This is a genomic window from Paraburkholderia sp. IMGN_8, from assembly GCF_038050405.1.
In the GTDB taxonomy this organism is placed as follows: Bacteria; Pseudomonadota; Gammaproteobacteria; order Burkholderiales; family Burkholderiaceae; genus Paraburkholderia.
This window is the reverse complement of sequence record NZ_CP150900.1, coordinates 3,376,837-3,397,639: the sequence shown is the minus strand read 5'-3', so window position 1 is coordinate 3,397,639 and position 20,803 is coordinate 3,376,837. Positions and strand designations below refer to the sequence as shown.

Sequence of the window (20,803 nt, the reverse complement as noted above, 5' to 3'; positions counted from 1 at the left end):
GTTCTTCAAAGCGTCCGTCGCGCCGCCATGGTCCCTGCCGATTCTCACACCGTGATTACCCGCCGTTCGGCCATCAGCCGCATGGTGCGCGCGGTCGCGTCGCCGTATTACCGCTATCGCCATGCAAGGGTGTTGCATAGTCTGCGCGTCGGCCTCGCGATGCTGGTGTCGATTCTCGCCACGACCGGTATCGACATCCCGCACGGCATCTGGTCGTCGGTGACCTTGCTGGTGGTAATCGGCGGTTTGCAGCATCACGGCAATATCCGCAAGAAGGCGGCGGAACGGGCAGCGGGAACTTTGCTCGGCGCGTCGATTGGTTTGGTGCTGATCCTGCAACAGGATCTGATCGGCTCGCTGCCGCTCACCTATGTACTGATGTCGATCGTCGCCGCGATCTGCGCGTGGTTCGCGATCGGCTCGTCCGGCTATATCGGTCTGCTGACGGCGATCACGATGTGCATCGTCGCGGGCCATGGCAACAATCCGATCGACGTCGGCCTGTGGCGCACGCTGAACGTGCTGATCGGCATCGTGATCGCGCTGGCCTTTTCGTTCGCACTGCCGCTGCACGCAACCTATTCGTGGCGCTACGGCCTCGCCGACAATCTGCGCGAATGTGCGCGGATCTACGCGCGGCTGCTACAAGGCGAAACGATCAGCGAAGACGAGCAGGTCAAAAGCTTTCTGAGGATCAACCAGCGGCTGGTGCAGTTGCGCTCGCTGATGCCCTCGGTGGCCAAGGAGATCGATGTGCCGCAGGCAAGGCTCGAAGAGATCCAGCGTCTGCATCGCTCGGTGCTTAGTTCGCTGGAACTGCTGGCGAGCGGCCCGCTGATGCGTGCCGACGCCGTGACGCGCGCCGCGTTTGCACAGGAGTGCGGGATCGAGGTGCGCGCGGTGCGAGGCATCCTGCTGGCAACGGCGCGCGGCCTGCGATTTGGCCGCGCGACGCATTTCAGGATTCCGCCCGCGTTGCCGCTCGCGCAAGCGCACCCTGACGCGGCGTTGACACTGCCGCCCGATTTGCAGGGGCCCTATTGGCTCGGGCAGCGGTTGGTGGAACAGGTCGACCGGCTGCGCGCCTTGCTGCTGGAAACCGAGCCGAACTGGAACATCGACCGGCACACGCGGACCTTGCTGAAGGCTTAAGGCGGCGCAGTCCGCCGCGGCCGGGGCCGACTGCGGTAGCCGCAGCCGCGCCCGCCACGCGTGACGGTCTTACTCCTCCGGCACCGTCACCATCCAGCCGAGGCCGAAGCGGTCCACCACCATCCCGAAGCCTTTGCTCCAGAAGGTGGCTTGCCACGGCATAGTGATCTTTCCGCCGTCGGCCAGTGCATTGAAGTATTTTTCGGCCGATGCCGCGTCGTCGGCCGTCAGGGACAGGCTGAAACCGTTCATCGGACCAGCATCGGGGTCGCAGTGGCCGTCGGACGCCATCCAGGTCGTCGAACCGCTTTTGATGCTCGCGTGCATGATCTTGTCCTCCGTGTCAGGGCGCATCTGGCTCTGCGCGTCAGGCGGCGCCTCCTTGTAGCGCATCTGGAATAACACTTCGGCGCCGATTGCTTCGCCGTAAAACTTCAACGCTTCTTCGCAACGGCCGTTGAAGAAAACGTAAGGCTGAACGTACATGATCGTCTCCCGGAATGTGGGTCAGCGGCGCCGCGCGCCTTCGGCCAACGGCCAGGAGGAGTGGGCGTGCAGACGATTGTAGTCGTCTGTTGTGGCAGCAATTGTGACTTTGTATTGGAAGGGCGGCGGGCGTGACGTGGACCCAATAAAACGCCGCCAGAAACGGCGCGCGGCCCTGAACCGCAAGGCTCAGGGCCGCGCGCTGAAGCGAAGAAGGCGGGTTTAACGCAGCGCTTCGATCAGCTTTTCCAGCTTGACGGCGTCCGCAGCGAATGCGCGAATGCCTTCGGCGAGCTTTTCTGACGCCATTGCTTCGTCGTTGACGAGGAAACGGAACGACGATTCGTCGACCGGCACGCGTGCGATGTCGGCACCTGTGGCAATCTCCGGCGACAGCTTGCGCTCGACCTTCTCGGTGCTCTCCTGCAGCTTTTGCAGCAGATCCGGGCTGATGGTCAGCAGATCGCAGCCGGCCAGTTCGAGGATCTGACCCGGCGTGCGGAAGCTCGCGCCCATCACTTCCGTTTTGTAGCCGAACTTCTTGTAGTACGCGTAGATGCGGCGCACCGATTTGACGCCAGGATCGTTGGCGCCGCCGTCTTTCGCTTCGTCCCACGCGCTGCCGGCGTTCTTCTTGTACCAGTCGTAGATGCGGCCGACGAACGGCGAAATCAGCTGCGCACCCGCTTCGGCACAGGCGGCCGCCTGCGCGAGCGAGAACAGCAGCGTCATGTTGCAGCGGATGCCTTCTTTCTGCAGTACTTCGGCGGCGCGGATGCCTTCCCAGGTGGAAGCCAGCTTGATCAGCACGCGTTCGCGGCCGATGCCCTTTTCCTGGTACAGGCCGATCAGTTCGCGGCCCTTCGCAATCGACGCTTGAGTGTCGAACGACAGGCGCGCGTCCACTTCGGTCGACACGCGGCCCGGAATGATCTTGAGGATTTCGGTGCCGAATGCGATCAGCAGATGATCGATGATCGTGCCGACCGGCTTCGACGCGTGCTCTTTCACGGTCTTTTCGAGCAGCGGACGGTAATCGTCCTTCTGCACGGCCTTCAGAATCAGCGACGGATTGGTGGTCGCGTCCTGCGGCTTGTATTGGGCGAGCTGCTGGAAGTCGCCGGTATCGGCCACGACGGTGGTGTATTGCTTGAGTTGGTCGAGTGCGGTTGTCATGTTCGAGCCTTCAGGGCGTAGGTGCGCCATGGTTCAGGAAAAATGAGGTCGCCGCCGGACAAAAAGTACAAAAAATACAAAAAGCCCTGGCGGCCGCGGGTCACGCTGCAGCATTTGCCCGTCATCTTGCCGGGAAACGCTGCCGGATACTTCTATTCTATGGCGGATCGCCTGATGCAGTGTGGACACCTGCCCCCGGCGAACAGTTCATGCGGATTTCAGCCGCCGTTTTTTCGTCGACGCTTCAGGCGCGGCGCGCGTTCAGCACCAGTTGCGTCAGCACGCCCGCAACCAGTCCCCAGAATGCCGAGCCGATTGACAGCAGGGTGAGGCCCGAGGCCGTCACCATGAACGTCACCAGCGCCGCCTCGCGCTGTTTGGGGTCGTGCATCGCGTTGGCGAGGCCGCTCATGATCGAACCAAAGAGCGCCAGCGCGGCGACGGAGACGACCAGCGCCTTCGGCAAGGCCGCGAACAGCGCGGCGATGGTGGCACCGAAAATCCCGGCGATCAGATAGAAAATGCCGCACCAGACCGCCGCGGTGTAACGCTTGTCGCGGTTTTCGTGCGCCTCGGGGCCGGTGCAGATCGCCGCCGTGATCGCCGCAAGATTGATGCCGTGCGAGCCGAACGGCGCGAGCAACAGCGAGACGATGCCGGTCGTCGAAATCAGCGGCGCGGACGGCGTCGTGTAACCGTCGGCGCGCAGCACGGCAATGCCCGGCACGTTCTGCGACGCCATCGCGACGACGAACAGCGGAATCCCGATGCTGATGCTCGCGGCCACCGAGAACGCCGGCATCGTGAACACTGGATGGGCGAGCGCGACATGAAAGCGGCTGAAATCGAGCAAGCCGAGGCCGCCGGCGGCGGCCGTGCCGACGATCAGCGTCGTCACGATCGCGTAGCGCGGTACGAGACGTTTGACGATCAGGTACGTGAAGAACATCGTCAGCACGAGGGCGGTCTGGAATTGCGCGGCGCGGAAAATCTCGATGCCGATTTCGAACAGAATGCCCGCCAGCAATGCCGATGCGATGCCCGCGGGGATTTTCTTCATCAGCGTATCGAACCAGCCGGTCAGGCCGACCACGGTCAGCAGCAACGCGCAGACGATAAACGCGCCGATCGCCTCCGCGTAAGTCACATGCGGCAGCGACGACACCAGCAGCGCCGCGCCGGGCGTCGACCATGCGATCACGATCGGCGCGCGAAAACGCAGCGAGAGGCCGATCGTGCAGACCGCCATACCGATCGACAACGCCCAGATCCACGACGAAATCTGCGCATCGGTCAGATGCGCGGCCTGGCCCGCCTGGAACATCAGCACCAGCGAACTGGTGTAGCCGGTCATCATCGCGACGAAGCCGGCGACGACGGCTGACAGCGCGGTGTCGGCGAACGGTTTGAGACGCCCGGGCAATACGGTGGCAGGGGACAAATCAGGCGATGAAAACGGACTCATGCAGATGTTTTCTTATAGTTGAGGATAAAGCGCGACCCGATTATTTGCTCAGCATGCGCATTGCCGTTTCGAGGCCGGCGAGCGTGAGCGGATACATGCGGTGGCCGAGCACTTCGCGGATTGCGCTGACCGACTGCCGGTACGCCCACAAGCCCTCCGGCTCCGGATTCAGCCACGCATAATGCGGGAAATGATCCGCGAGGCGCCGCAGCCACACGGCGCCGGCTTCGGGGTTGTTGTATTCGACCGAGCCGCCCGGTTGCAGCACTTCGTACGGACTCATCGTTGCATCGCCGACGAAGATCAGCTTGTAATCCGGCGTGAACTTGTGCAGCACGTCCCACGTCGGCATCCGCTCGGCGTGGCGGCGGCGATTGTTCTTCCACAGGAAGTCGTACACGCAGTTGTGGAAGTAGTAGAACTCGAGGTGCTTGAACTCAGCCTTGGCGGCCGAAAACAGTTCTTCGGTGCGTTTGATGTGATCGTCCATCGAGCCGCCCACGTCGAGCAGCATCAGTACTTTCACCTTGTTGTGCCGCTCCGGCACCATCTTCAGGTCGAGCCAGCCGGCGTTCGCGGCGGTGCTGCGGATCGTGTCGGGCAGATCGAGCTCTTCGGCGGCGCCTTCGCGCGCGAAACGGCGCAAGCGGCGCAGCGCGATCTTGATATTGCGCGTGCCGATTTCGACCTGGTCGTCGTAATCGCGGTAGGCGCGCGCTTCCCACACCTTGACCGCAGTGCGATTGCCCGCCGCATCGCTGCCGATGCGCACGCCCTCCGGGTTGTAGCCGCCGTTGCCGAACGGCGACGTGCCGCCCGTGCCGATCCATTTGCTGCCGCCTTCGTGGCGCTCTTTCTGTTCGTCGAACAGTTCCTTGAGGCGCTCCATCAGCTTGTCGAGGCCGCCCATCGCTTCGATCTGCGCTTTCTCCTCGGGCGACAGATCGCGTTGCAGCTTCTTCTTTAGCCAGTCGAGCGGGACGTCGAAGGCGAGCTCCGAGGTTTGCGCGACACCGTTGAAATACGCGCCGAACGCCTGGTCGAACTTGTCGAAGTACTGTTCGTCCTTGACCAGCGTGATGCGCGCGAGATAGTAGAAGTCGTCGAGCGACGGTGCGATCACGTTGGCTTTCAGCGCTTCGAGCAGCGTCAGATATTCCTTCACCGACACCGGCAGTTTGGCCGCGCGTAGCGAATAAAAGAAGTCGATCAGCATGCTGTTTCCTCTACGGCGGCTGGCGTGCGGCTGGCGTGCGGCTGGGGTGCGGTACTGCGCGCTCACCAACGGGATATCGACCCGGGTCAAGACCCAGGTTTCAGCGGTTTCAGCGATTATTGCGGTTCATGAAGATCAGCCGCTCGAACAGGCTCACGTCCTGCTCGTTCTTCAGCAGGGCGCCGTGCAGCGGCGGGATGATCTGCTTCTGGTCGGACGAGCGCAGCGCTTCGGGCGGAATGTCTTCGGCGAGCAGCAGCTTCAGCCAGTCGAGCAGTTCCGACGTGGACGGCTTCTTCTTCAGCCCCGACACATTGCGCAATTCGAAAAAGCTCTGCATGGCCGAGCTCAGCAGTTCCTTCTTGATGCCGGGGTAATGCACCTCGACGATCTGCTGCATCGTCACTGGATCGGGGAACTTGATGTAGTGGAAGAAGCAACGGCGCAGGAACGCGTCGGGCAGTTCCTTCTCGTTGTTCGACGTGATGATCACGAGCGGGCGCCGTTTGGCGCGAATCAGCTCGTGCGTTTCGTACACGTAGAACTCCATGCGGTCGAGTTCGCGCAGCAGGTCGTTCGGGAATTCGATGTCGGCCTTGTCGATCTCGTCGATCAGCAGCACCGTTTGCTCTTCCGACTCGAACGCCTGCCACAGCACGCCCTTGACGATGTAGTTGCTAATGTCCTTGACGCGTTCGTCGCCGAGCTGCGAATCGCGCAGGCGCGACACCGCGTCGTACTCGTACAGACCCTGCTGCGCCTTGGTGGTGGACTTGATATGCCACTGCAGGAGCGGCATGCCGAGGGCGGCGGCGACCTCTTCGGCCAGCATGGTTTTGCCGGTGCCGGGTTCGCCCTTGATCAGCAGCGGGCGTTTCAGCGTCATCGCGGCGTTGACCGCGAGCTTGAGATCGTCGGTGGCGACGTATTGCGATGAGCCTTCGAAACGCATGGCGAGGTGCTCTTTTCGGGAAAAATTCCAGTATAAGTCAGAAGGCCTGTTGGGCTGAATCGGGCTCGCGTATGGTTTCACCCGCGGTGTCGGCGCCTATCCGGGCGCTCATGCGGCGACCGCGAGCGGCCCATATGCTCGCCCGGCGAGCCCGGTGGGCGGGCGTGCCGGGCACACCGGGCGCGCCCGGCAAAACCGGTCGGATCGCGGCGGTCGGCGCGAAGTCGTGCGGAGCAGGCACGGGCGGCGCAAAGCGGCGCTAGCCGCGGCTTTGCGGCGGGTAAATGCGCCGCTGCCCCGCGCGGTGGACGTTCGGCGCGGCGTCGCGGTACAATTAGCCCGATTTTTTTGGCCTGCGTGGCTACCCTATAAGAATAACGGCGCGGGCCGTTGCCTTTTTGGGCGCCCGTTTCCCCTCAAGCCAGGTTACATGCTATGAATAAATTCGTCGGCAAACACGTCGTGATCGCAGCGCTGTCGGTGCTCGCGGGCTATGCGGCCAGTGCGCAGGCAGCGGATGTCGTCGGCAACGCGAAGGCGGGCCAAGGCAAGGTCGCGATGTGTATTGGCTGCCACGGCATTCCTGAATACCGCACCGCTTACCCTGAGGTCTACCGCGTGCCGATGCTCGGCGGCCAGAATCAGGCGTATCTCGAGAACGCGCTGCGCGGCTACAAGAAGGGCGACCGCCATTTCGAAACGATGCACGCGATCACCGTGTCGCTGTCGGATCAGGACATCGCCGATATCTCTGCCTACTACGCAGCGCAAAATTCCTCTTCGAAGAACAATCCCGACAAGTGATCGGCGTCGGTCACTCGGTTATTTATATTCGCGGGATAGGAGAATTCATGAATAAGCCCCAACAGGCACTCCACACGGTGTTCAAGGCTGCATGCGCGTCGGCGGCATTGATCGGTCTGGTTGCAGCGAACGTCGCGCACGCCGCTGACGCCGGCAATGGCAAGGTGCTGGCCGACAGTCACAACTGCGCGGCTTGCCACGGTGTCAACCTGAACAAGCCGGTGAGCCCGGAATATCCGAAGCTCGCCGGTCAGCACTCCGACTATGTCTACTGGGCGCTGCGCCAGTATCAGATGGGCAACGGCAACCCGCACCTCGGTCGCAACAACGCGATCATGCAGGCGCAGGTGCAAAGCTTGTCGATTGGCGACATGAAAGACATCGCGGCCTATGTCGAATCGCTGAACGGCGATCTCGTGCAGAAGAAGTAAGCGCGCGGCGCTCTTTTTGCACAGTTTCTGATTGAACGACACCCTGCTTCGGCGGGGTGTTCTGCTTTTGGAGCCGCGCGCGGTTTGTTGCACGACGGCTCTGGCCGGGCGTGCTTGCCGCTTAGTCCCGCCTAGTCCCGCGTGGCGCGCCGCTCGATGCGCTGCAAATACGCGTCTGTATCCGGCGGCGTGCCGGTGCGCTGCGCTTCCCAGATGGTTTCGCCTAGGCAATCCATGATCGCGTGCTGTGCTTCATGGGTCGAGCCGAGGCGGGCGGCGAGGCGCTCGTGCGCCGCGCGAATGCCCGGCGGCTGGTCGATCGACAATTGCTCAGTGATCGCCAGATGCATCGACAGATGCAGGAACGGGTTGGTCTGCCCGCGTTCGGGCGAGTAGTCCTGGGTCGCCGCGCCTTCGCTATCGGCCAGATCGGCGTGGTACTCGGGATGCTCGACGATCCAGTCCGCGGCGATTGCCTCGAGCGGCGTCAGGATTTCGCCTTGACGCTGTTTGCGCCAGGTGTCGGTGAAAAAGAGGCGGACTTCGTCGCGGCTGGGATTGAACATCGTGGGACCGGTGCGTTGAGTGTGAGGCGGGCGTGCAGGGCGCCATTTTACGCCGGGGCAGGGCGGCTTGCTGGCGGGGGCCGCAAGCTGCTGGAGCGCCCCGAGCGCCCCGAGCGCCCCGAGCGCCCCGCGCGGTCGCGGCGACGCGGCGCTTTCTCATACGTTTGCCCAACCGCGCCGTGTTCAGAGATCCGGCGGCGGCGTCTTCGGCCGGAACTCGCACAGCGGCTCGATCACGCAATGCCAGCATTCCGGCCGGCGCGCCTTGCACACATAACGGCCGTGCAGGATCAGCCAGTGATGCGCATCCTGCTTGAATTCGGCCGGCGTGAATTTCTCCAGCGCCTGTTCGACCGCGCGCACATCTTTTCCCGGCGCGAGACCGGTTCGATTGGCAACGCGAAAGATGTGCGTATCGACGGCGATGGTCGGATGACCGAACGCCGTGTTCAGAATCACGTTCGCCGTTTTTCGGCCGACGCCGGGCAGGCTCTCGAGCGCTTCGCGATCTTCCGGTACTTTGCCGCCGTACTGGTCGAGCAGAATGCGGCAAGTCGCAATCACATTCTTCGCCTTGGTTCGATAGAGGCCAATGGTCCTGATGTAGCCGGCGACTCCTTCTTCGCCGAGATCGAACACCTGCTGCGGCGTGTTCGCGACCGGGAACATCTTGCGCATCGCCTTGTTGACCGAGACGTCGGTGGCTTGCGCCGACAGCAGCACGGCAATCAGCAATTCGAACGGTGTGGTGTACTCGAGTTCGGTCGTGGGATGCGGATTGAGACTCTGAAGCGTCTCGTAGATGGCGCGGCGTTTGTTCGCGTTCATGCGGGGCGTGCAGGCGCGATTAGCGCTTCGTGGAAGGGGGGGCGGTGTTGTCGTCCGTTGTGAGTCCAAGACGGCGGCGGCGTGCTTCGGCGGCATCGATCTGCGCCTGGACGTCGGCACTGACACGCTCGGTGTTCAGCGGACCTTGGCCTTTGGCGGCCAGCTCTTCTTTCTTCTTGCGCGCTCGATCGAGCGCGGCCTGAATGATCGCGCGTTTTTTCGCTTCGGCGTCGTCCGTTACAGACGCTGCGGGCACCGCGGGCGATGCATCGGCCGAAGTCGCAGCGCCGGTTCCAGCGCCGAGTGCAGGCGCGCTGCTCGCGGCTCGCCGCGCTGCAGCACGCGCTTCGGCGGCTTCGCGTTCGCGCGCAAGACGCGCCTCGCGCCGGTCATGGCGTTCACGCGCGGCGTCGGCCTGGGCCTGGCTCCATGCGTCCCAGCCGGTCGCTTCACCAGTGACGGGCGGCATCGCGATGCAGTCGACCGGACAAGGCGGCACACACAGGTCGCAGCCGGTGCAGAGTTCCGCGATCACCGTGTGCATCTGTTTCGGTGCGCCAACTATTGCGTCGACCGGACAGGCCTGCATGCACAACGTGCAACCGATGCAAAGTTGTTCGTCGATAACCGCCAAAGGGCGCGGCCGTTCGACACCGTTGGCGGAATTGAGCGGAATCACCGGCTTGCCGAGCAACGCGGCGAGGCGCGCGACGCCTTCGGCGCCGCCCGGCGGGCACTGGTTGTAATTGGCCTCGCCGCTGGCGACTGCTTCGGCGTACGGGCGGCATGCGGGATAGCCGCACTTCGTGCATTGCGTTTGGGGCAGCAGATCCTCGATGCGGTCTGCGAGTGTTATGGAGTTGGTCACGGTTACGACGTTGGGGCTTGCCTTGCGGCCGCACAGCTTGCCGAGCGCGACCTGGGGAAAACACGCGGCGGGCTGGGGCAACACAAAAGCGCGGCGAAAGCGTGCTAACACACGCCAATATAGGCGAATACAGGCGCAAATAGAGGCGCAAATAGAGGCGCGAGTGGAGGCGCGAGTTGAAGCGGATCCACGCAAGCGCTCGCTGGCACCGGGCTTGAACTAAATAGCACATTATCGCCGATTTCCCCAATTGCGATCCGCAATCCATGTGCCATAATCGAAGCGCTTTTTCGAAAGACCGCAGAAGGGTGTCCCCCAACCATGGCGCGCCCGTTCGACGCTGGCGGTGCAAGGCCCGAGGAGAGGCCGGCGGCGCGATCCGGATAACGCGGCTCACGAAGACGATGCCACCATGAATCAGCCGAAAATCAAAAGAGATCCTGAAGGCACGCGGCGCCGCATTCTGCTTGCGGCGGCCGAAGAGTTTGCAAATGGTGGGTTGTTCGGCGCACGCGTCGATCAGATCGCCCGCCGCGCGGAAACTAATGAACGCATGCTCTACTACTACTTCGGTAGTAAGGAGCAGCTTTTCACTGCTGTACTCGAGCACGCATTCAGCGCGCTCAATGAAGCGGAACGCGCGCTCGAACTGAACGGTGTCGCGCCGGTCGAGGCCGTTACACGCCTTGCGCATTTTGTTTGGGATTACTACCGCGATCATCCCGAGTTGCTGCGTCTCGTCAATAACGAGAATCTGCATGAGGCACGCTACATGCAGAAGTCGACGCGCATCCGCGAAATGATCTCGCCGATCGTCGCTACGCTCGGCGGCATTCTTGAGCGCGGCCAGCGCGCCGGGCTGTTTCGCACCAACGTCGATCCGTTGCGCTTTTACGTGACGCTGTCCGGCATGGGCTACTACATCGTGTCGAACCGTTTCACACTCGAAGCGACGCTCGGCCGCGATTTCAGCAGCGCAGGCGAACGCAGCGAACTCGTGCAGATGAACACGGAATTGCTGCTCGCGTATCTGTTGCGAAAATAGGCCTCGCCGCAGGTTAAAAAACGGCAACGGCCTCCAAAGAGGCCGTTGTTCTATCTGTCTGCGCGGTGTTCAGGCTTCGACTTTTTCCTTCGTCACCTTCGGCGCCTTGTTGTGCTCGAGGATGAAGTCGCGCAACTGCGGATAAATGATAGTGCGCCAGCGGCGGCCCGAGAAAATGCCGTAGTGGCCGCATTTCTCGGCGGTGAAGTGACGCTTCTCCGTCTCCGGAATGCTGCTGCACAACTCATGCGCGGCGAAAGTCTGGCCGTCGCCGGAGATATCGTCCAACTCGCCTTCGATCGTGAAGAGCGCAGTCTTCCTGATGTCCTGCGGCCGTACCCGCTCGCCGGCGACGTCCCATGTGCCTTCCGCAAGACGGAATTCCTGGAACACCACGCGGATCGTGTCCAGGTAATAGTCGGCGGCCATGTCCAGCACGGCGTTGTACTCGTCGTAGAAGCGGCGATGCGCTTCGGCGTCGTCTTCGTCGCCGCGCAGCAGGCTTTGGTAGAAGTCCCAATGCGACGCCGCGTGCCGCTCCGGATTCATTGCGACAAAGCCGGTGTGTTGCAGGAAGCCCGGATAAACCTTGCGACCCACGCCCGGATAGTTCGGCGGCACGGTGAAGATCACGTTGTTCTCGAACCATTCGTACGAGTGCTGCGTGGCGAGCGAGTTGACCGAAGTCGGGCTCTTACGCGCGTCGATCGGGCCGCCCATCATCGTCATGGTGCGCGGCGTGTCTTCGCCGCGGCTCGCCATCAGGGAGATGGCGGCGAGCACCGGCACGGTCGGCTGGCATACCGAGATCACATGCAGATTCTTCGCGCCGATGTGACGGATGAATTCCTGGATGTAGGCGATGTAGTCGTCGAGGTGAAATTCGCCCTCTTCGAGCGGCACCATGCGCGCGTCGATCCAGTCGGTCAGGTAGACCTTGTGGTCTTGCAGCAACGTACGCACGGTATCGCGCAGCAGCGTGGCGTGGTGGCCGGACAACGGTGCGCACACCAGGACGATGGGCTCGTCTTTCAATTGGGTAACAGCGTCGCTGTCGTCCGCGAAACGCTTGAAGCGCATCAGGCGGCAAAACGGCTTCTCGATGATCGTTTGTTCAATGATCGGGATGTTATGGCCGTCTTTGACGATTTGATGAAGGTTGAACTCGGGCTTTTCGTAGTCTTTGCCGAGCCGGTACAGCAGTTCGTAGCCGGCCGACAGGCGGGTCGCGCCGGGCACATAGGCAAGGGGACTGGCCGGATTCGCAAAGGATTTCGACGCGGCCTGAGCCCAGGCGGTGAGGGGGCTCAACATCGCCCGCTGGAATTCGTGCAATTGGTAGAGCATGGGTGCTCCGTTCTTAAGCGGTTCGCATGGGGCTTCGCAAACACGCGTATGGCGTTGCGGCAGGCCGTATTGGTTGTTGGCACATTGATTTTCGGCCGACAGTCTAGTCGATCATATCGAACAAAATGCATTTGTGCAATGCAGCAATTTGCGCGCGGGCAACGCGCAAATTGTCATTAAATCATGCTACCGGCGATGTTGCTGCGCCGCTATCAGGGGTTGCCGCAGCTTTGAATTCTGCTGCTTCCGTGGCGCCGATATCGGGCGGCTGGCCGGTGGCCTCGGCCATCTTCTGCTCGTGCTTCATCAGGTTCAAACCGGTGTGCACCAGCGCCACATGCGAAAACGCCTGCGGGAAATTGCCGACCAGGCGCTTCGCCGTTGGATCGTACTCTTCTGACAGCAGACCGACGTCGTTGCAGAGCGCGAGCAGCCGTTCGTACATCGCATGGGCTTCATCGATGCGGCCTTGCAGCGCGAGGTTGTCCACCATCCAGAACGAGCACGCGAGGAAGGTGCCCTCGCCGGGCGGCAGGCCGTCGTCATATTCAGCGGAGCGGTAGCGCATCACGAAGCCGTTATGCATCAGATCTTTTTCGATCGCCGCCACCGTGCCTTTGATGCGTGGATCGTCCGGCGGCAGGAAGCCGACCAGCGGCAGCAGCAACACGCTCGCATCGAGCTGATCGCTGCCGTAATACTGGGTGAACGCGTTGAGCGTTGGACTCCAGCCCTTCGCGCAGACCTCCGCCTGGATTGTCGCGCGGGTTGCGCGCCATTCGTCGAGTGGGCCGTCCAGCTTGAACTTCTCGGCCGACTTGATGGCGCGGTCGAAGGCGACCCACGCCATCACCTTCGAGAACGTGAAATGCTGACGGCCGCCGCGCGTTTCCCAGATGCCTTCGTCGGGCTCTTGCCAGATCCTGTCGAGGTGGCGAAGCAGCGCGCGTTGCACGTTCCACGCGGTGTCGTCCGCCTGCAGGCCGCCGACGCGCGCCAGATGCAGCGCGTTCATCACTTCGCCGTAGACGTCCAGCTGCCGCTGGCCGACCGCGTTGTTGCCGATTCGCACCGGCTTGGCGTCCTGGTAGCCCGGCAGCCAGTCGATTTCGAACTCGGGCAGGCGCCGTTCGCCGGCGATGCCGTACATGATTTGCAACTGATCCGGCGCGCCGGCCATCACGCGGCCCAGCCAGGTGCGCCACGCGCGCGCCTCGTCGTAGTAGCCGCCGCGCATCATCGCCAGCAGCGTGATGGTGGCGTCGCGCAGCCAGCAGTAGCGGTAGTCCCAGTTGCGCGTGCCGCCGAGCTGCTCCGGCAGCGAGGTCGTGGGGGCCGCGACGATGCCGCCGGTCGGCTCGTACGCGAGCGCCTTCAGCGTAATCAGCGAGCGGCGGATCGGCTCGGCCCACTTGCCTTCGACCGTGCTGCGCGCCGACCATTCGAGCCAGTGATTCTCGGTGCGCGCAAGCGCCGTGTGTGGATCGCGGGCGGGCGGAATGCGCAGATGCGAGGCCGCATACGCCAGCGCAAACGGCACCCGTTCGCGCTCGGTCACGGTGAACTCGGCGACGGTCTTCATGTTCTCGCCGCGCAGTTCGACCGGCGTGCGCAGTACCGCGGTGTCCGGGCCGGCGATCGCCTTGATGCCGTTGTCGTGCTTCAGGCGATCGACCCACGGAACCGAGAAGCCGTAATCGAAGCGCAGCACCAGTTCCATCCGCATGCGCACGGTGCCGCGTTTGCCGACCACGATCCGCACCATCTCCGACCAGCCGTTGCCCGGCGGCATGAAATCGATCAGCGTGACCGCGCCCTCGGGCGTTTCGAAATCCGTCTCGAGGATCAGGGTTTCGCCGCGATAACGGCGCGTGATTTTTGGCGGCGTGTCGGAGACGGGCGAAATCAGCCAGCGGCCGTTTTCGGGCGTGCCGAGCAAGGCGGCGAAACAGGCGCCGGAGTCGAAGCGCGGCCAGCAGAGCCAGTCGACGGAACCTTCGCGGGAGACGAGCGCGGCCGTGTGGCCGTCGCCGATGAGCGCATAGTCTTCGATGAGTGCGGGCATGGTGAGCGTGTCTCTAGTGCGCGTGGCCATGGCCGCTGCGCTTGGTGCCGTTGTTACTACCGGACTCTCGCGATGCGCTTTGGTTCAACGCGCAATGGGGCAAAACGCGAGTTGGTAAATTGTCAAATCGCTGCCTACACTCTGATTTCAACCCGGTGCAACCAGCCTTCACGATAGCGCATCGGTCTTGCCCCTGGCGCGTGTAGACGCCGTCTTGGAGGACAAAAGCTATGCTGAACCCGTCGAAATCCGATTGCATCACGATTCTCTCGGCCGCCAGCGAACTTGCCGACGATTCGATGCTGCCGCTCGATCCTGGCCGGCTCGGCCTGTCCCGCAACGGGATGCTGGCCGCTGCGGCCTTTCTGGTCGAACGGGCCTGCTTCCGGCATTACCGCGAAGGTGACGGCCATTATGCCGTCGGCGCGCTGTCGTTGCAGGGGCGCCTGCGGCTCGATCAACTGTCGAACGGCTGACCGGCGGTGCCGCGGTTTTTACCGCGCGAGTCTGCCGCTTAGCGTTACAGCCTGGTTCGCCATTACGGCAACCGCCACCGCGCGTGCTGTTCATGTCGTTCGCGTCGTTCCTTTCGTTTGTGCCATTCCTTCGCCGGCCGCGCTCATGCGGACCGGTCGCCGGGCTCGCACTGCGCTCCCGGCCGTCCATCCCATCCTGCTGTCCGCTGCCGCTCAGAAGTGCGACGACCCCACGCCGAAGAGCCCAATGATGCCGATGATGATCAGATAGAGCGCGACGATGTAGTTCAACAGGCGCGGCATGACGAGAATCAGAATGCCGGCGATCAACGAAACGAGCGGGCCCAGGCTGAGTGTGACGTTCATGAAGACTCCGTGATATGAGACTCGTTTGAGAAAAAACGACCCGCCAGGCGGGACAAATGATGCACATGCACGCCGGTAGCCGGCTTGGCTGCATGATCCGGCGCAACGCTTTTATACTTGCGTCGATAACGACAATGCTCGACCGATGGCGCGGCAGACCAGAGACACCGATACAACCGAATCAACCAAATAACCGATGTCCAGGAGGTCTTATGCGCCGTAGTAACCGGGCCGCAGTGCGTGCCGTACCAATCTCTGCTTTACCGTCTGCTTCATGGTCCGCTGGACGGCCGGTTCCTTTGCGCGCCGCCCGCCCGATAATAAAAGGTTTCGTGCTCATGGTCTCGATTGTTGCGTCGCATGCGTTTGCGCAAGATACAGGCCCGGCTCCCGCCGACGGCGTCTACGACCTGCTGGTCGGCACTTATACGGGCGGCAAGAGCGAAGGGCTCTACGTCTATCGCTTCGACACGAAGACCGGCGAGGCGACGCGTGTGTCGGTCGCACAGACGGTCAACCCGTCGTATCTGGTGGTCAGCCGCGACCGCCGCTTCGTGTATGCGGTCAACGAAATGCCCGGCGACAACGGGCCGGCCACGCAGCGCGGCGGCATCAGCGCATTCCGCTTCGACGCCACGAGTGGTCAGCTGACCTTCCTCAACAAGGTGTCATCGGACGGCAATGATCCGTGCTATTTGAGCCTCTCGCCGGACGGCAAGTATCTGCTGAGCGCGAACTACTCGGTGGCCGCCGACCCGGGCGGCAGCTTCGCGGTGTTCCCGTTGCAGGCGGACGGTCAGATCGGCAGCTCGGTGCTCACCGTGCATCACGAAGGCGGCGGTCCGGTGAAGGGCCGCCAGGACAACTCACACGTTCACTCGACGGTGTTCTCGCCGGACGGCCGCTACCTGTTCGCGCAAGACCTCGGCGCCGACAAGCTGTACTCGTATCGCTACACGTCTGACGGCAGCCGCGGTCTGTTCAGCCCGACCGACTGGCGCTACACGCAGGAGAAGGCAGGCACCGGCCCGCGCCACCTGGTGTTCGGCGTCGACGGCAAGCATGCGTATCTGACGAGCGAACTGGCCGCCACGGTCAGCACCTTCGAGTACAACGACGGCAAGCTGGCGCAAGTGCAGACGCTGTCGCTGACGGAGCCGGGTTTCAAGGGCGCGGTGGGCGCCGCGGCGATCCATCTGTCACCGGACGGGCGCTTTTTGTATGCATCCAATCGCGGCGATGCGAACGACATCGTGATCTTCTCGGTCGACCCGGGCAACGGCTGTCTGAAGAAGATCGGGCACCAGTCGAGCCTCGGCAAGGCGCCGCGTGAATTCGCGATCGACCCGACCGGCAACTGGCTGATCGTCGGCAATCAGAACAGCGATACCGTGTACGTGTTCAAGCGCGATCAGCAGACCGGATTGCTCGAAACGAATCCGAAACGGATCGACATCGGCTCGCCGGTGGATTTCAAGCTGGTTTCGCCGTCGTGAGGATGGGTGATGTGCATGATGTGATGTGAATACACGCGTTGGATAAAAAAGCGGGCCGCTTCGAGCGGCCCGCTTTTTTATGGTCGGCTTCGCCCTGCCTATTCAGCCGGTCCAGGCGCGAGCACTTCGCGGCTGCCGTTGATACCCATCGCCGACACCAGACCCGCTGTCTCCATCTGCTCGACAAGGCGCGCCGCCCGGTTATAGCCGATGCGCAATTGCCGCTGCACCGACGAGATCGACGCCCGCCGCGTGCGCACCACGAAGGCGACGGCTTCGTCGTAGAGCGGATCGGCTTCGGCATCCGGCGTGTCGCCGAACAGATCCGGCGATGCACCTTCGGTGGCCGGGCCGTCGAGAATGCCCTCCTCGTATTGCGGCTCGCCGAACTGCTTCAGATATTCGACGATCCGGTGCACTTCCTCGTCGGCGACGAATGCGCCGTGTACGCGCTGCGGATAGCCCGTGCCCGGCGGCAGGAACAGCATGTCGCCCTGGCCGAGCAGCGATTCGGCGCCCATCTGATCGAGAATCGTGCGCGAGTCGATCTTCGACGACACCTGGAACGCGACCCGCGTCGGAATGTTCGCCTTGATCAGGCCGGTGATCACATCCACCGACGGTCGCTGCGTCGCGAGAATCAGGTGGATGCCGGCGGCGCGCGCTTTCTGCGCGAGCCGCGCGATCAGTTCTTCGATCTTTTTGCCCGCGACCATCATCAGGTCGGCCAGCTCGTCGATCACCACCACGATCAGCGGCAGCGGTGCGAGCGGCTCCGGCGCTTCGGGCGTCAGCGAGAAGGGATTGCCGAGTTTTTTGCCCTTGGCTTCGGTGTCGCGGATTTTCTGGTTGAAGCCGGCCAGATTGCGCACGCCGACCGCCGACATCAGCCGATAGCGCTTTTCCATTTCGCCGACACACCAGTTCAGCGCGTTGGCTGCCAGCTTCATATCCGTGACGACCGGCGCGAGCAGATGCGGGATGCCTTCATACACCGACAGTTCCAGCATCTTCGGATCGATCATGATCAGGCGCACTTCTTCGGGCGTCGCCTTGTAGAGCAGCGAGCAGATCATCGCGTTGATCGCCACCGACTTGCCCGAACCGGTCGTGCCCGCGACCAGCATGTGCGGCGCCTTCGCCAGATCGGCGACGACCGGATGACCGGTGATGTCCTTGCCCATCGCCAGCGTCAACTGCGAATGCGAGTGCTGATAGACGTTCGCTTCGAGGATTTCGGAGAGCCGGATCGTCTGACGCCTGGCGTTCGGCAATTCGAGGCCCATGCAGGTCTTGCCGGGAATCGTCTCGACCACGCGGATCGACGTGAGGCCGAGGCCGCGCGACAAGTCCTTCATCAAGCCGACGATCTGACTGCCGCGCACGCCGAGCGCCGGCTCGACTTCGAAGCGCGTGATGACCGGACCCGCCGATGCGCCGACCACGGTGACCGGCACTTTGAATTCCTGCAGGCGCTGTTCGATCAACTGACCGGTTTCGGTGAGCTTTTCTTCGGAAACCGGTTCGACGTCGGTGTCGGCGCGCGCGAGCAGATCGAGCGTCGGCAATTCGACCATCGACGCGGCGGGCGCGCGGAATTCGAAACCGTTGGCCGGGCTGTGGCCGCGCAGCGGTGGGCGCGGGACGACGGCAGGTTCGGCAGGCTCCACCCATGATTCAGCGGTGAATTGCGCGGACGATGGCGTGGCTGGTTCGGTGGCCCGTTCGTCGGCGAAATCGGCTGTTGCTGCCGGTTCGGCTTGCGCCGCGAGGCCGGGGAAGCGAACCACGTTCGACGCGTGCGATGCGCTTGGCGGTGGGACGGCGGCCACGATGTCCGACGTTTCCAGCACGTCCGATAGGGCGGGGGAGTCCGCGGCGTCCGCTTCGATTTGCGTGGCCGCTTCGCTCGCGCTCACGACGTGCAGCGACGGTGTGGCGTGATGCGTGGACGCGGCGTCGCTCGGCGCGGTGGTGCTGCTCACGCGCGACGCGCCCGCCGACGATGCCGCGCGCAGCGACGCGACGGCATCGATCCTGGTTTCCCAAGGCACCAAGGTTTTATCGATGACGACTTCGGCGACCGGCACTGCCGCGGCGATAGGTGCTTGCCCTTGCGTCTGAGTTTGGGCGGGCGCGATCTGCGGAATGTGGGTTGCCGGTGAATCGATAGGCCATTGCACGACCGGCGCGCTGCTTTCCGCCACCGGCACTTCGGGCGCTACTTCTATCCGCGGCGTTTCGATGACAGCGTTGGTAGATTGATGAGCGGGCGCTGTTTGGACTTCATCCGGCGAAGAAGCCGCGCTCGCGTGCAGCACCGAAGCTTCCGTGCTTTCGGATTCCGCAAGCGGGCTCGATGCCGGCGCGGTGGCGAATGCTTCGACATGAGCAAACGCGGGTGCCGACGAAACCGTGCCGGTGTTGTCGGGCGCGTGTGCGGTTGAGTTTTCGAACACTTGCGCAGCCGGATTGGGCGTAACAGCAACTTGTGCGGCCAGTGCCTCAGCGGTTTGCATTGGCGAATCAGCAGGCGCCTGTCCGATCTCGCTCGCGATCGACGAATTGACGGCCAGTTGCCCGGTATCGAACGGCGCCTCGGAGGCCGGCGGAACCGTCGCCACCTTCGCGGTTTCTACCCCGGTGCTGCGCGCGAGACTTACGCCGGCGAGATCAGTCCAGCGCGCGGTGTTTTCCTCGATGCTGCGAAGCGTTTCTTGCACGCTGGCGGGCGGCGTGACTCGCTGCGTCGTCGGCATCGGCCGCGTGTAACTGGGCGCCGGCGAATTGAGCGGAGCAGCCGGACGACGCGCAATTGGCGTTGACGCGATGTTCGCGCGCGGGGCGGCCGAGAACGGTTGTCCGGCGGACGTGGGCCGGCTGCCTGAAGATGAAGACGCCGCGGGCGCCGCGCCTGAGGAGCCCGGCATGGCGGACGGACGGCTCGCGCCGGTAGCTGAACTTGCCGCCGCGCTTGAAGCCGCACCAGCCGCCGCACCTGACACCGTCCGCGCGGCAGTCATCGCTTGCGAAGCTTGCGCCGCAACAGCCGGTGCGACTGCTGCGCCGGCCAGGCCCGCTGCTGCAGCGCCGACACCCGGAGACCCCGCTGGCCGTTGCTCTCCAGCGGCGCGCCGGCCCACCTGCGAGCCGCCGTCGCGAGCCGAGGCCGCGAGAGGCCCCGATACAGTGGCGGATGCCGGGCCGCGCGGCGCTGTCGCCGGATCACGCAACCATCCGGCCGGCGCAACCGGCTCGGCGGGCATCCACGCCGCGGTCTTGTCCTGGTTCAGCGGCTGCCTCGGCGCCGGCGTCTGACGCAGCGGCGTTCCGGCCGGCGTTCGCGGTACCGGCTCGGTTTGCGGCGCCTGGCTGCGCTGCTTCACGCCGCCGGCGCGCCAGTTCGACCCGGCGCCGCGCGCCGTCGTGTCTTTGCCTGCCGCAGGAGACGCCGCGCCTACACCCGACGCACCCGCCGCAGCCGCACCCGTGCCACGTCCGCTTGCCGGCGGCCGCCAGACGGTCGGGCGGGCATAACGTCCGTTGGTTTTGGGCGCCATCGTATTGGTGGGCGGCGAAACGTGCGACGGCAAACCGTCATCGGCGCTGCGATGGCGGCGCGCTTCCTCGTCGCGTTTGGCGAGGCCGCGCGACAGGCCGAGTCCGAACGCGCCGTCGGCCCATACCGCGACATCGGTCCAGCGGAAGTCGATCAGCCAGGGCAAGCTGATCGCCAGCAGCGCGAGCGCCGCGAGCGGCGTGCCGATATGGCCGAGCAGATGACCGAAGCCCGCCGCCAGTGCATGTCCGAAGCCGTTGACGCCGGCCGCGCCGATCAGCGACGCCTCCAGCGTGCAACTCGCCACCATCACGCAGACGAAGCCGAGCCATAGGCGGATCGTGCCGGGGCCGCGCAAACCTGCGCCGCCCGGCAGCGCCGACTTCACGAGACGCCACAAAAGAGGAATGAACCAGACGGCTGACCCGCCGAACCAGCCGAAAACTACCGTGTGCATGCTAGACATCAACGAATGACGGACGCGCAAAAGCGCAACCCGTCGAGT

General features: G+C 63.6%; 18 protein-coding genes. 6 read left to right on the top strand and 12 right to left on the bottom strand.

The genetic code is table 11. The features are described 5' to 3' along the window. The first annotated feature begins 27 nt into the window (after positions 1-27). The gene (locus WN982_RS15565) at positions 28-1,152 is read left to right on the top strand and encodes an FUSC family protein (protein WP_341312834.1); all 1,125 of its coding nucleotides are present in this window, start codon (positions 28-30) and stop codon (positions 1,150-1,152) included. A 69-nt stretch (positions 1,153-1,221) separates the two neighbouring features. Here the strand turns inward: WN982_RS15565 and WN982_RS15560 are convergent, their stop codons facing one another. The 5 genes from WN982_RS15560 to WN982_RS15540 form a co-directional block, all read right to left on the bottom strand. Then, positions 1,222-1,638: a VOC family protein gene (locus WN982_RS15560; protein WP_341312833.1), complete on the bottom strand. Its 417-nt coding sequence runs from the start codon at positions 1,636-1,638 to the stop codon at positions 1,222-1,224. Between the two features lie 222 nt (positions 1,639-1,860). Further along, positions 1,861-2,814 carry a transaldolase gene (tal, locus tag WN982_RS15555; RefSeq protein ID WP_341312832.1) on the bottom strand — a complete coding sequence of 318 codons (954 nt, stop codon included), beginning with the start codon at positions 2,812-2,814 and terminating at the stop codon, positions 1,861-1,863. 244 nt (positions 2,815-3,058) lie between these two features. Then, complete coding sequence (locus WN982_RS15550; RefSeq protein ID WP_341312831.1) at positions 3,059-4,279, bottom strand: benzoate/H(+) symporter BenE family transporter; 1,221 nt, start codon at positions 4,277-4,279, stop codon at positions 3,059-3,061. A 40-nt stretch (positions 4,280-4,319) separates the two neighbouring features. After that, entirely contained in the window at positions 4,320-5,495 is a 1,176-nt protein-coding gene (locus WN982_RS15545; RefSeq protein ID WP_341312830.1) for a VWA domain-containing protein, read from the bottom strand. A gap of 109 nt (positions 5,496-5,604) precedes the next feature. Next, positions 5,605-6,447, bottom strand: a complete 843-nt coding sequence (locus WN982_RS15540) for a MoxR family ATPase (protein WP_341312829.1) — start codon at positions 6,445-6,447, stop codon at positions 5,605-5,607. Positions 6,448-6,882: 435 nt separating this feature from the next. On the opposite strand from WN982_RS15540, the gene WN982_RS15535 reads away from it, so the two are divergent. Both WN982_RS15535 and WN982_RS15530 read left to right on the top strand, forming a co-directional pair. Beyond that, positions 6,883-7,251 carry a cytochrome c gene (locus WN982_RS15535; protein WP_341312828.1) on the top strand — a complete coding sequence of 123 codons (369 nt, stop codon included), beginning with the start codon at positions 6,883-6,885 and terminating at the stop codon, positions 7,249-7,251. A gap of 47 nt (positions 7,252-7,298) precedes the next feature. After that, entirely contained in the window at positions 7,299-7,682 is a 384-nt protein-coding gene (locus WN982_RS15530; RefSeq protein WP_341312827.1) for a c-type cytochrome, read from the top strand. Positions 7,683-7,813: 131 nt separating this feature from the next. Here WN982_RS15530 and WN982_RS15525 read toward each other — a convergent pair whose 3' ends face one another. The 3 genes from WN982_RS15525 to rsxB all read right to left on the bottom strand — a co-directional run bounded on the left by WN982_RS15525 (position 7,814) and on the right by rsxB (position 9,944). Then, positions 7,814-8,248, bottom strand: coding sequence for a DUF1841 family protein (locus WN982_RS15525; protein WP_115104124.1), 435 nt, complete (start codon positions 8,246-8,248; stop codon positions 7,814-7,816). A gap of 183 nt (positions 8,249-8,431) precedes the next feature. Beyond that, positions 8,432-9,076 (bottom strand): endonuclease III, encoded by a 645-nt coding sequence (gene nth / locus WN982_RS15520; protein ID WP_341312826.1) that lies wholly within the window; start codon positions 9,074-9,076, stop codon positions 8,432-8,434. A gap of 19 nt (positions 9,077-9,095) precedes the next feature. After that, positions 9,096-9,944 (bottom strand): electron transport complex subunit RsxB, encoded by an 849-nt coding sequence (gene rsxB, locus WN982_RS15515; RefSeq protein ID WP_341315808.1) that lies wholly within the window; start codon positions 9,942-9,944, stop codon positions 9,096-9,098. 412 nt (positions 9,945-10,356) lie between these two features. Here rsxB and WN982_RS15510 point away from each other — a divergent pair, with 412 nt between their 5' ends. Next, positions 10,357-10,989: a TetR/AcrR family transcriptional regulator gene (locus tag WN982_RS15510; RefSeq protein WP_341312825.1), complete on the top strand. Its 633-nt coding sequence runs from the start codon at positions 10,357-10,359 to the stop codon at positions 10,987-10,989. A 69-nt stretch (positions 10,990-11,058) separates the two neighbouring features. Here the strand turns inward: WN982_RS15510 and phaZ are convergent, their stop codons facing one another. Then, positions 11,059-12,336, bottom strand: coding sequence for a polyhydroxyalkanoate depolymerase (gene phaZ / locus WN982_RS15505; protein WP_341312824.1), 1,278 nt, complete (start codon positions 12,334-12,336; stop codon positions 11,059-11,061). A gap of 181 nt (positions 12,337-12,517) precedes the next feature. Beyond that, the gene (locus WN982_RS15500) at positions 12,518-14,401 is read right to left on the bottom strand and encodes a glycoside hydrolase family 15 protein (RefSeq protein ID WP_341315807.1); all 1,884 of its coding nucleotides are present in this window, start codon (positions 14,399-14,401) and stop codon (positions 12,518-12,520) included. Between the two features lie 230 nt (positions 14,402-14,631). Between WN982_RS15500 and WN982_RS15495 the strand changes: the two genes are divergently transcribed. Then, positions 14,632-14,877, top strand: coding sequence for a hypothetical protein (locus WN982_RS15495; RefSeq protein WP_341312823.1), 246 nt, complete (start codon positions 14,632-14,634; stop codon positions 14,875-14,877). A gap of 213 nt (positions 14,878-15,090) precedes the next feature. Here the strand turns inward: WN982_RS15495 and WN982_RS15490 are convergent, their stop codons facing one another. Continuing rightward, a complete protein-coding gene (locus WN982_RS15490) occupies positions 15,091-15,243 on the bottom strand; it encodes a DUF3096 domain-containing protein (protein ID WP_115104110.1) in 153 nt (50 codons plus the stop codon). A gap of 338 nt (positions 15,244-15,581) precedes the next feature. On the opposite strand from WN982_RS15490, the gene WN982_RS15485 reads away from it, so the two are divergent. Next, entirely contained in the window at positions 15,582-16,739 is a 1,158-nt protein-coding gene (locus tag WN982_RS15485) for a lactonase family protein (RefSeq protein WP_341312822.1), read from the top strand. Positions 16,740-16,837: 98 nt separating this feature from the next. On the opposite strand, the gene WN982_RS15480 is transcribed toward WN982_RS15485, so the two are convergent. Next, the gene (locus tag WN982_RS15480) at positions 16,838-20,755 is read right to left on the bottom strand and encodes a DNA translocase FtsK (RefSeq protein WP_341312821.1); all 3,918 of its coding nucleotides are present in this window, start codon (positions 20,753-20,755) and stop codon (positions 16,838-16,840) included. Positions 20,756-20,803: the final 48 nt, after the last annotated feature.

Bases quoted from the DNA above. Each gene is read 5' to 3' on its own strand.
- WN982_RS15565 (WP_341312834.1), top strand. From the start codon at position 28: ATGGTCCCTGCCGATTCTCACACCGTGATTACCCGCCGTTCGGCCATC.
- WN982_RS15560 (WP_341312833.1), bottom strand. From the start codon at position 1,638: ATGTACGTTCAGCCTTACGTTTTCTTCAACGGCCGTTGCGAAGAAGCG.
- tal (WP_341312832.1), bottom strand. From the start codon at position 2,814: ATGACAACCGCACTCGACCAACTCAAGCAATACACCACCGTCGTGGCC.
- WN982_RS15550 (WP_341312831.1), bottom strand. From the start codon at position 4,279: ATGAGTCCGTTTTCATCGCCTGATTTGTCCCCTGCCACCGTATTGCCC.
- WN982_RS15545 (WP_341312830.1), bottom strand. From the start codon at position 5,495: ATGCTGATCGACTTCTTTTATTCGCTACGCGCGGCCAAACTGCCGGTG.
- WN982_RS15540 (WP_341312829.1), bottom strand. From the start codon at position 6,447: ATGCGTTTCGAAGGCTCATCGCAATACGTCGCCACCGACGATCTCAAG.
- WN982_RS15535 (WP_341312828.1), top strand. From the start codon at position 6,883: ATGAATAAATTCGTCGGCAAACACGTCGTGATCGCAGCGCTGTCGGTG.
- WN982_RS15530 (WP_341312827.1), top strand. From the start codon at position 7,299: ATGAATAAGCCCCAACAGGCACTCCACACGGTGTTCAAGGCTGCATGC.
- WN982_RS15525 (WP_115104124.1), bottom strand. From the start codon at position 8,248: ATGTTCAATCCCAGCCGCGACGAAGTCCGCCTCTTTTTCACCGACACC.
- nth (WP_341312826.1), bottom strand. From the start codon at position 9,076: ATGAACGCGAACAAACGCCGCGCCATCTACGAGACGCTTCAGAGTCTC.
- WN982_RS15510 (WP_341312825.1), top strand. From the start codon at position 10,357: ATGAATCAGCCGAAAATCAAAAGAGATCCTGAAGGCACGCGGCGCCGC.
- phaZ (WP_341312824.1), bottom strand. From the start codon at position 12,336: ATGCTCTACCAATTGCACGAATTCCAGCGGGCGATGTTGAGCCCCCTC.
- WN982_RS15500 (WP_341315807.1), bottom strand. From the start codon at position 14,401: ATGCCCGCACTCATCGAAGACTATGCGCTCATCGGCGACGGCCACACG.
- WN982_RS15495 (WP_341312823.1), top strand. From the start codon at position 14,632: ATGCTGAACCCGTCGAAATCCGATTGCATCACGATTCTCTCGGCCGCC.
- WN982_RS15490 (WP_115104110.1), bottom strand. From the start codon at position 15,243: ATGAACGTCACACTCAGCCTGGGCCCGCTCGTTTCGTTGATCGCCGGC.
- WN982_RS15485 (WP_341312822.1), top strand. From the start codon at position 15,582: ATGGTCTCGATTGTTGCGTCGCATGCGTTTGCGCAAGATACAGGCCCG.
- WN982_RS15480 (WP_341312821.1), bottom strand. From the start codon at position 20,755: ATGCACACGGTAGTTTTCGGCTGGTTCGGCGGGTCAGCCGTCTGGTTC.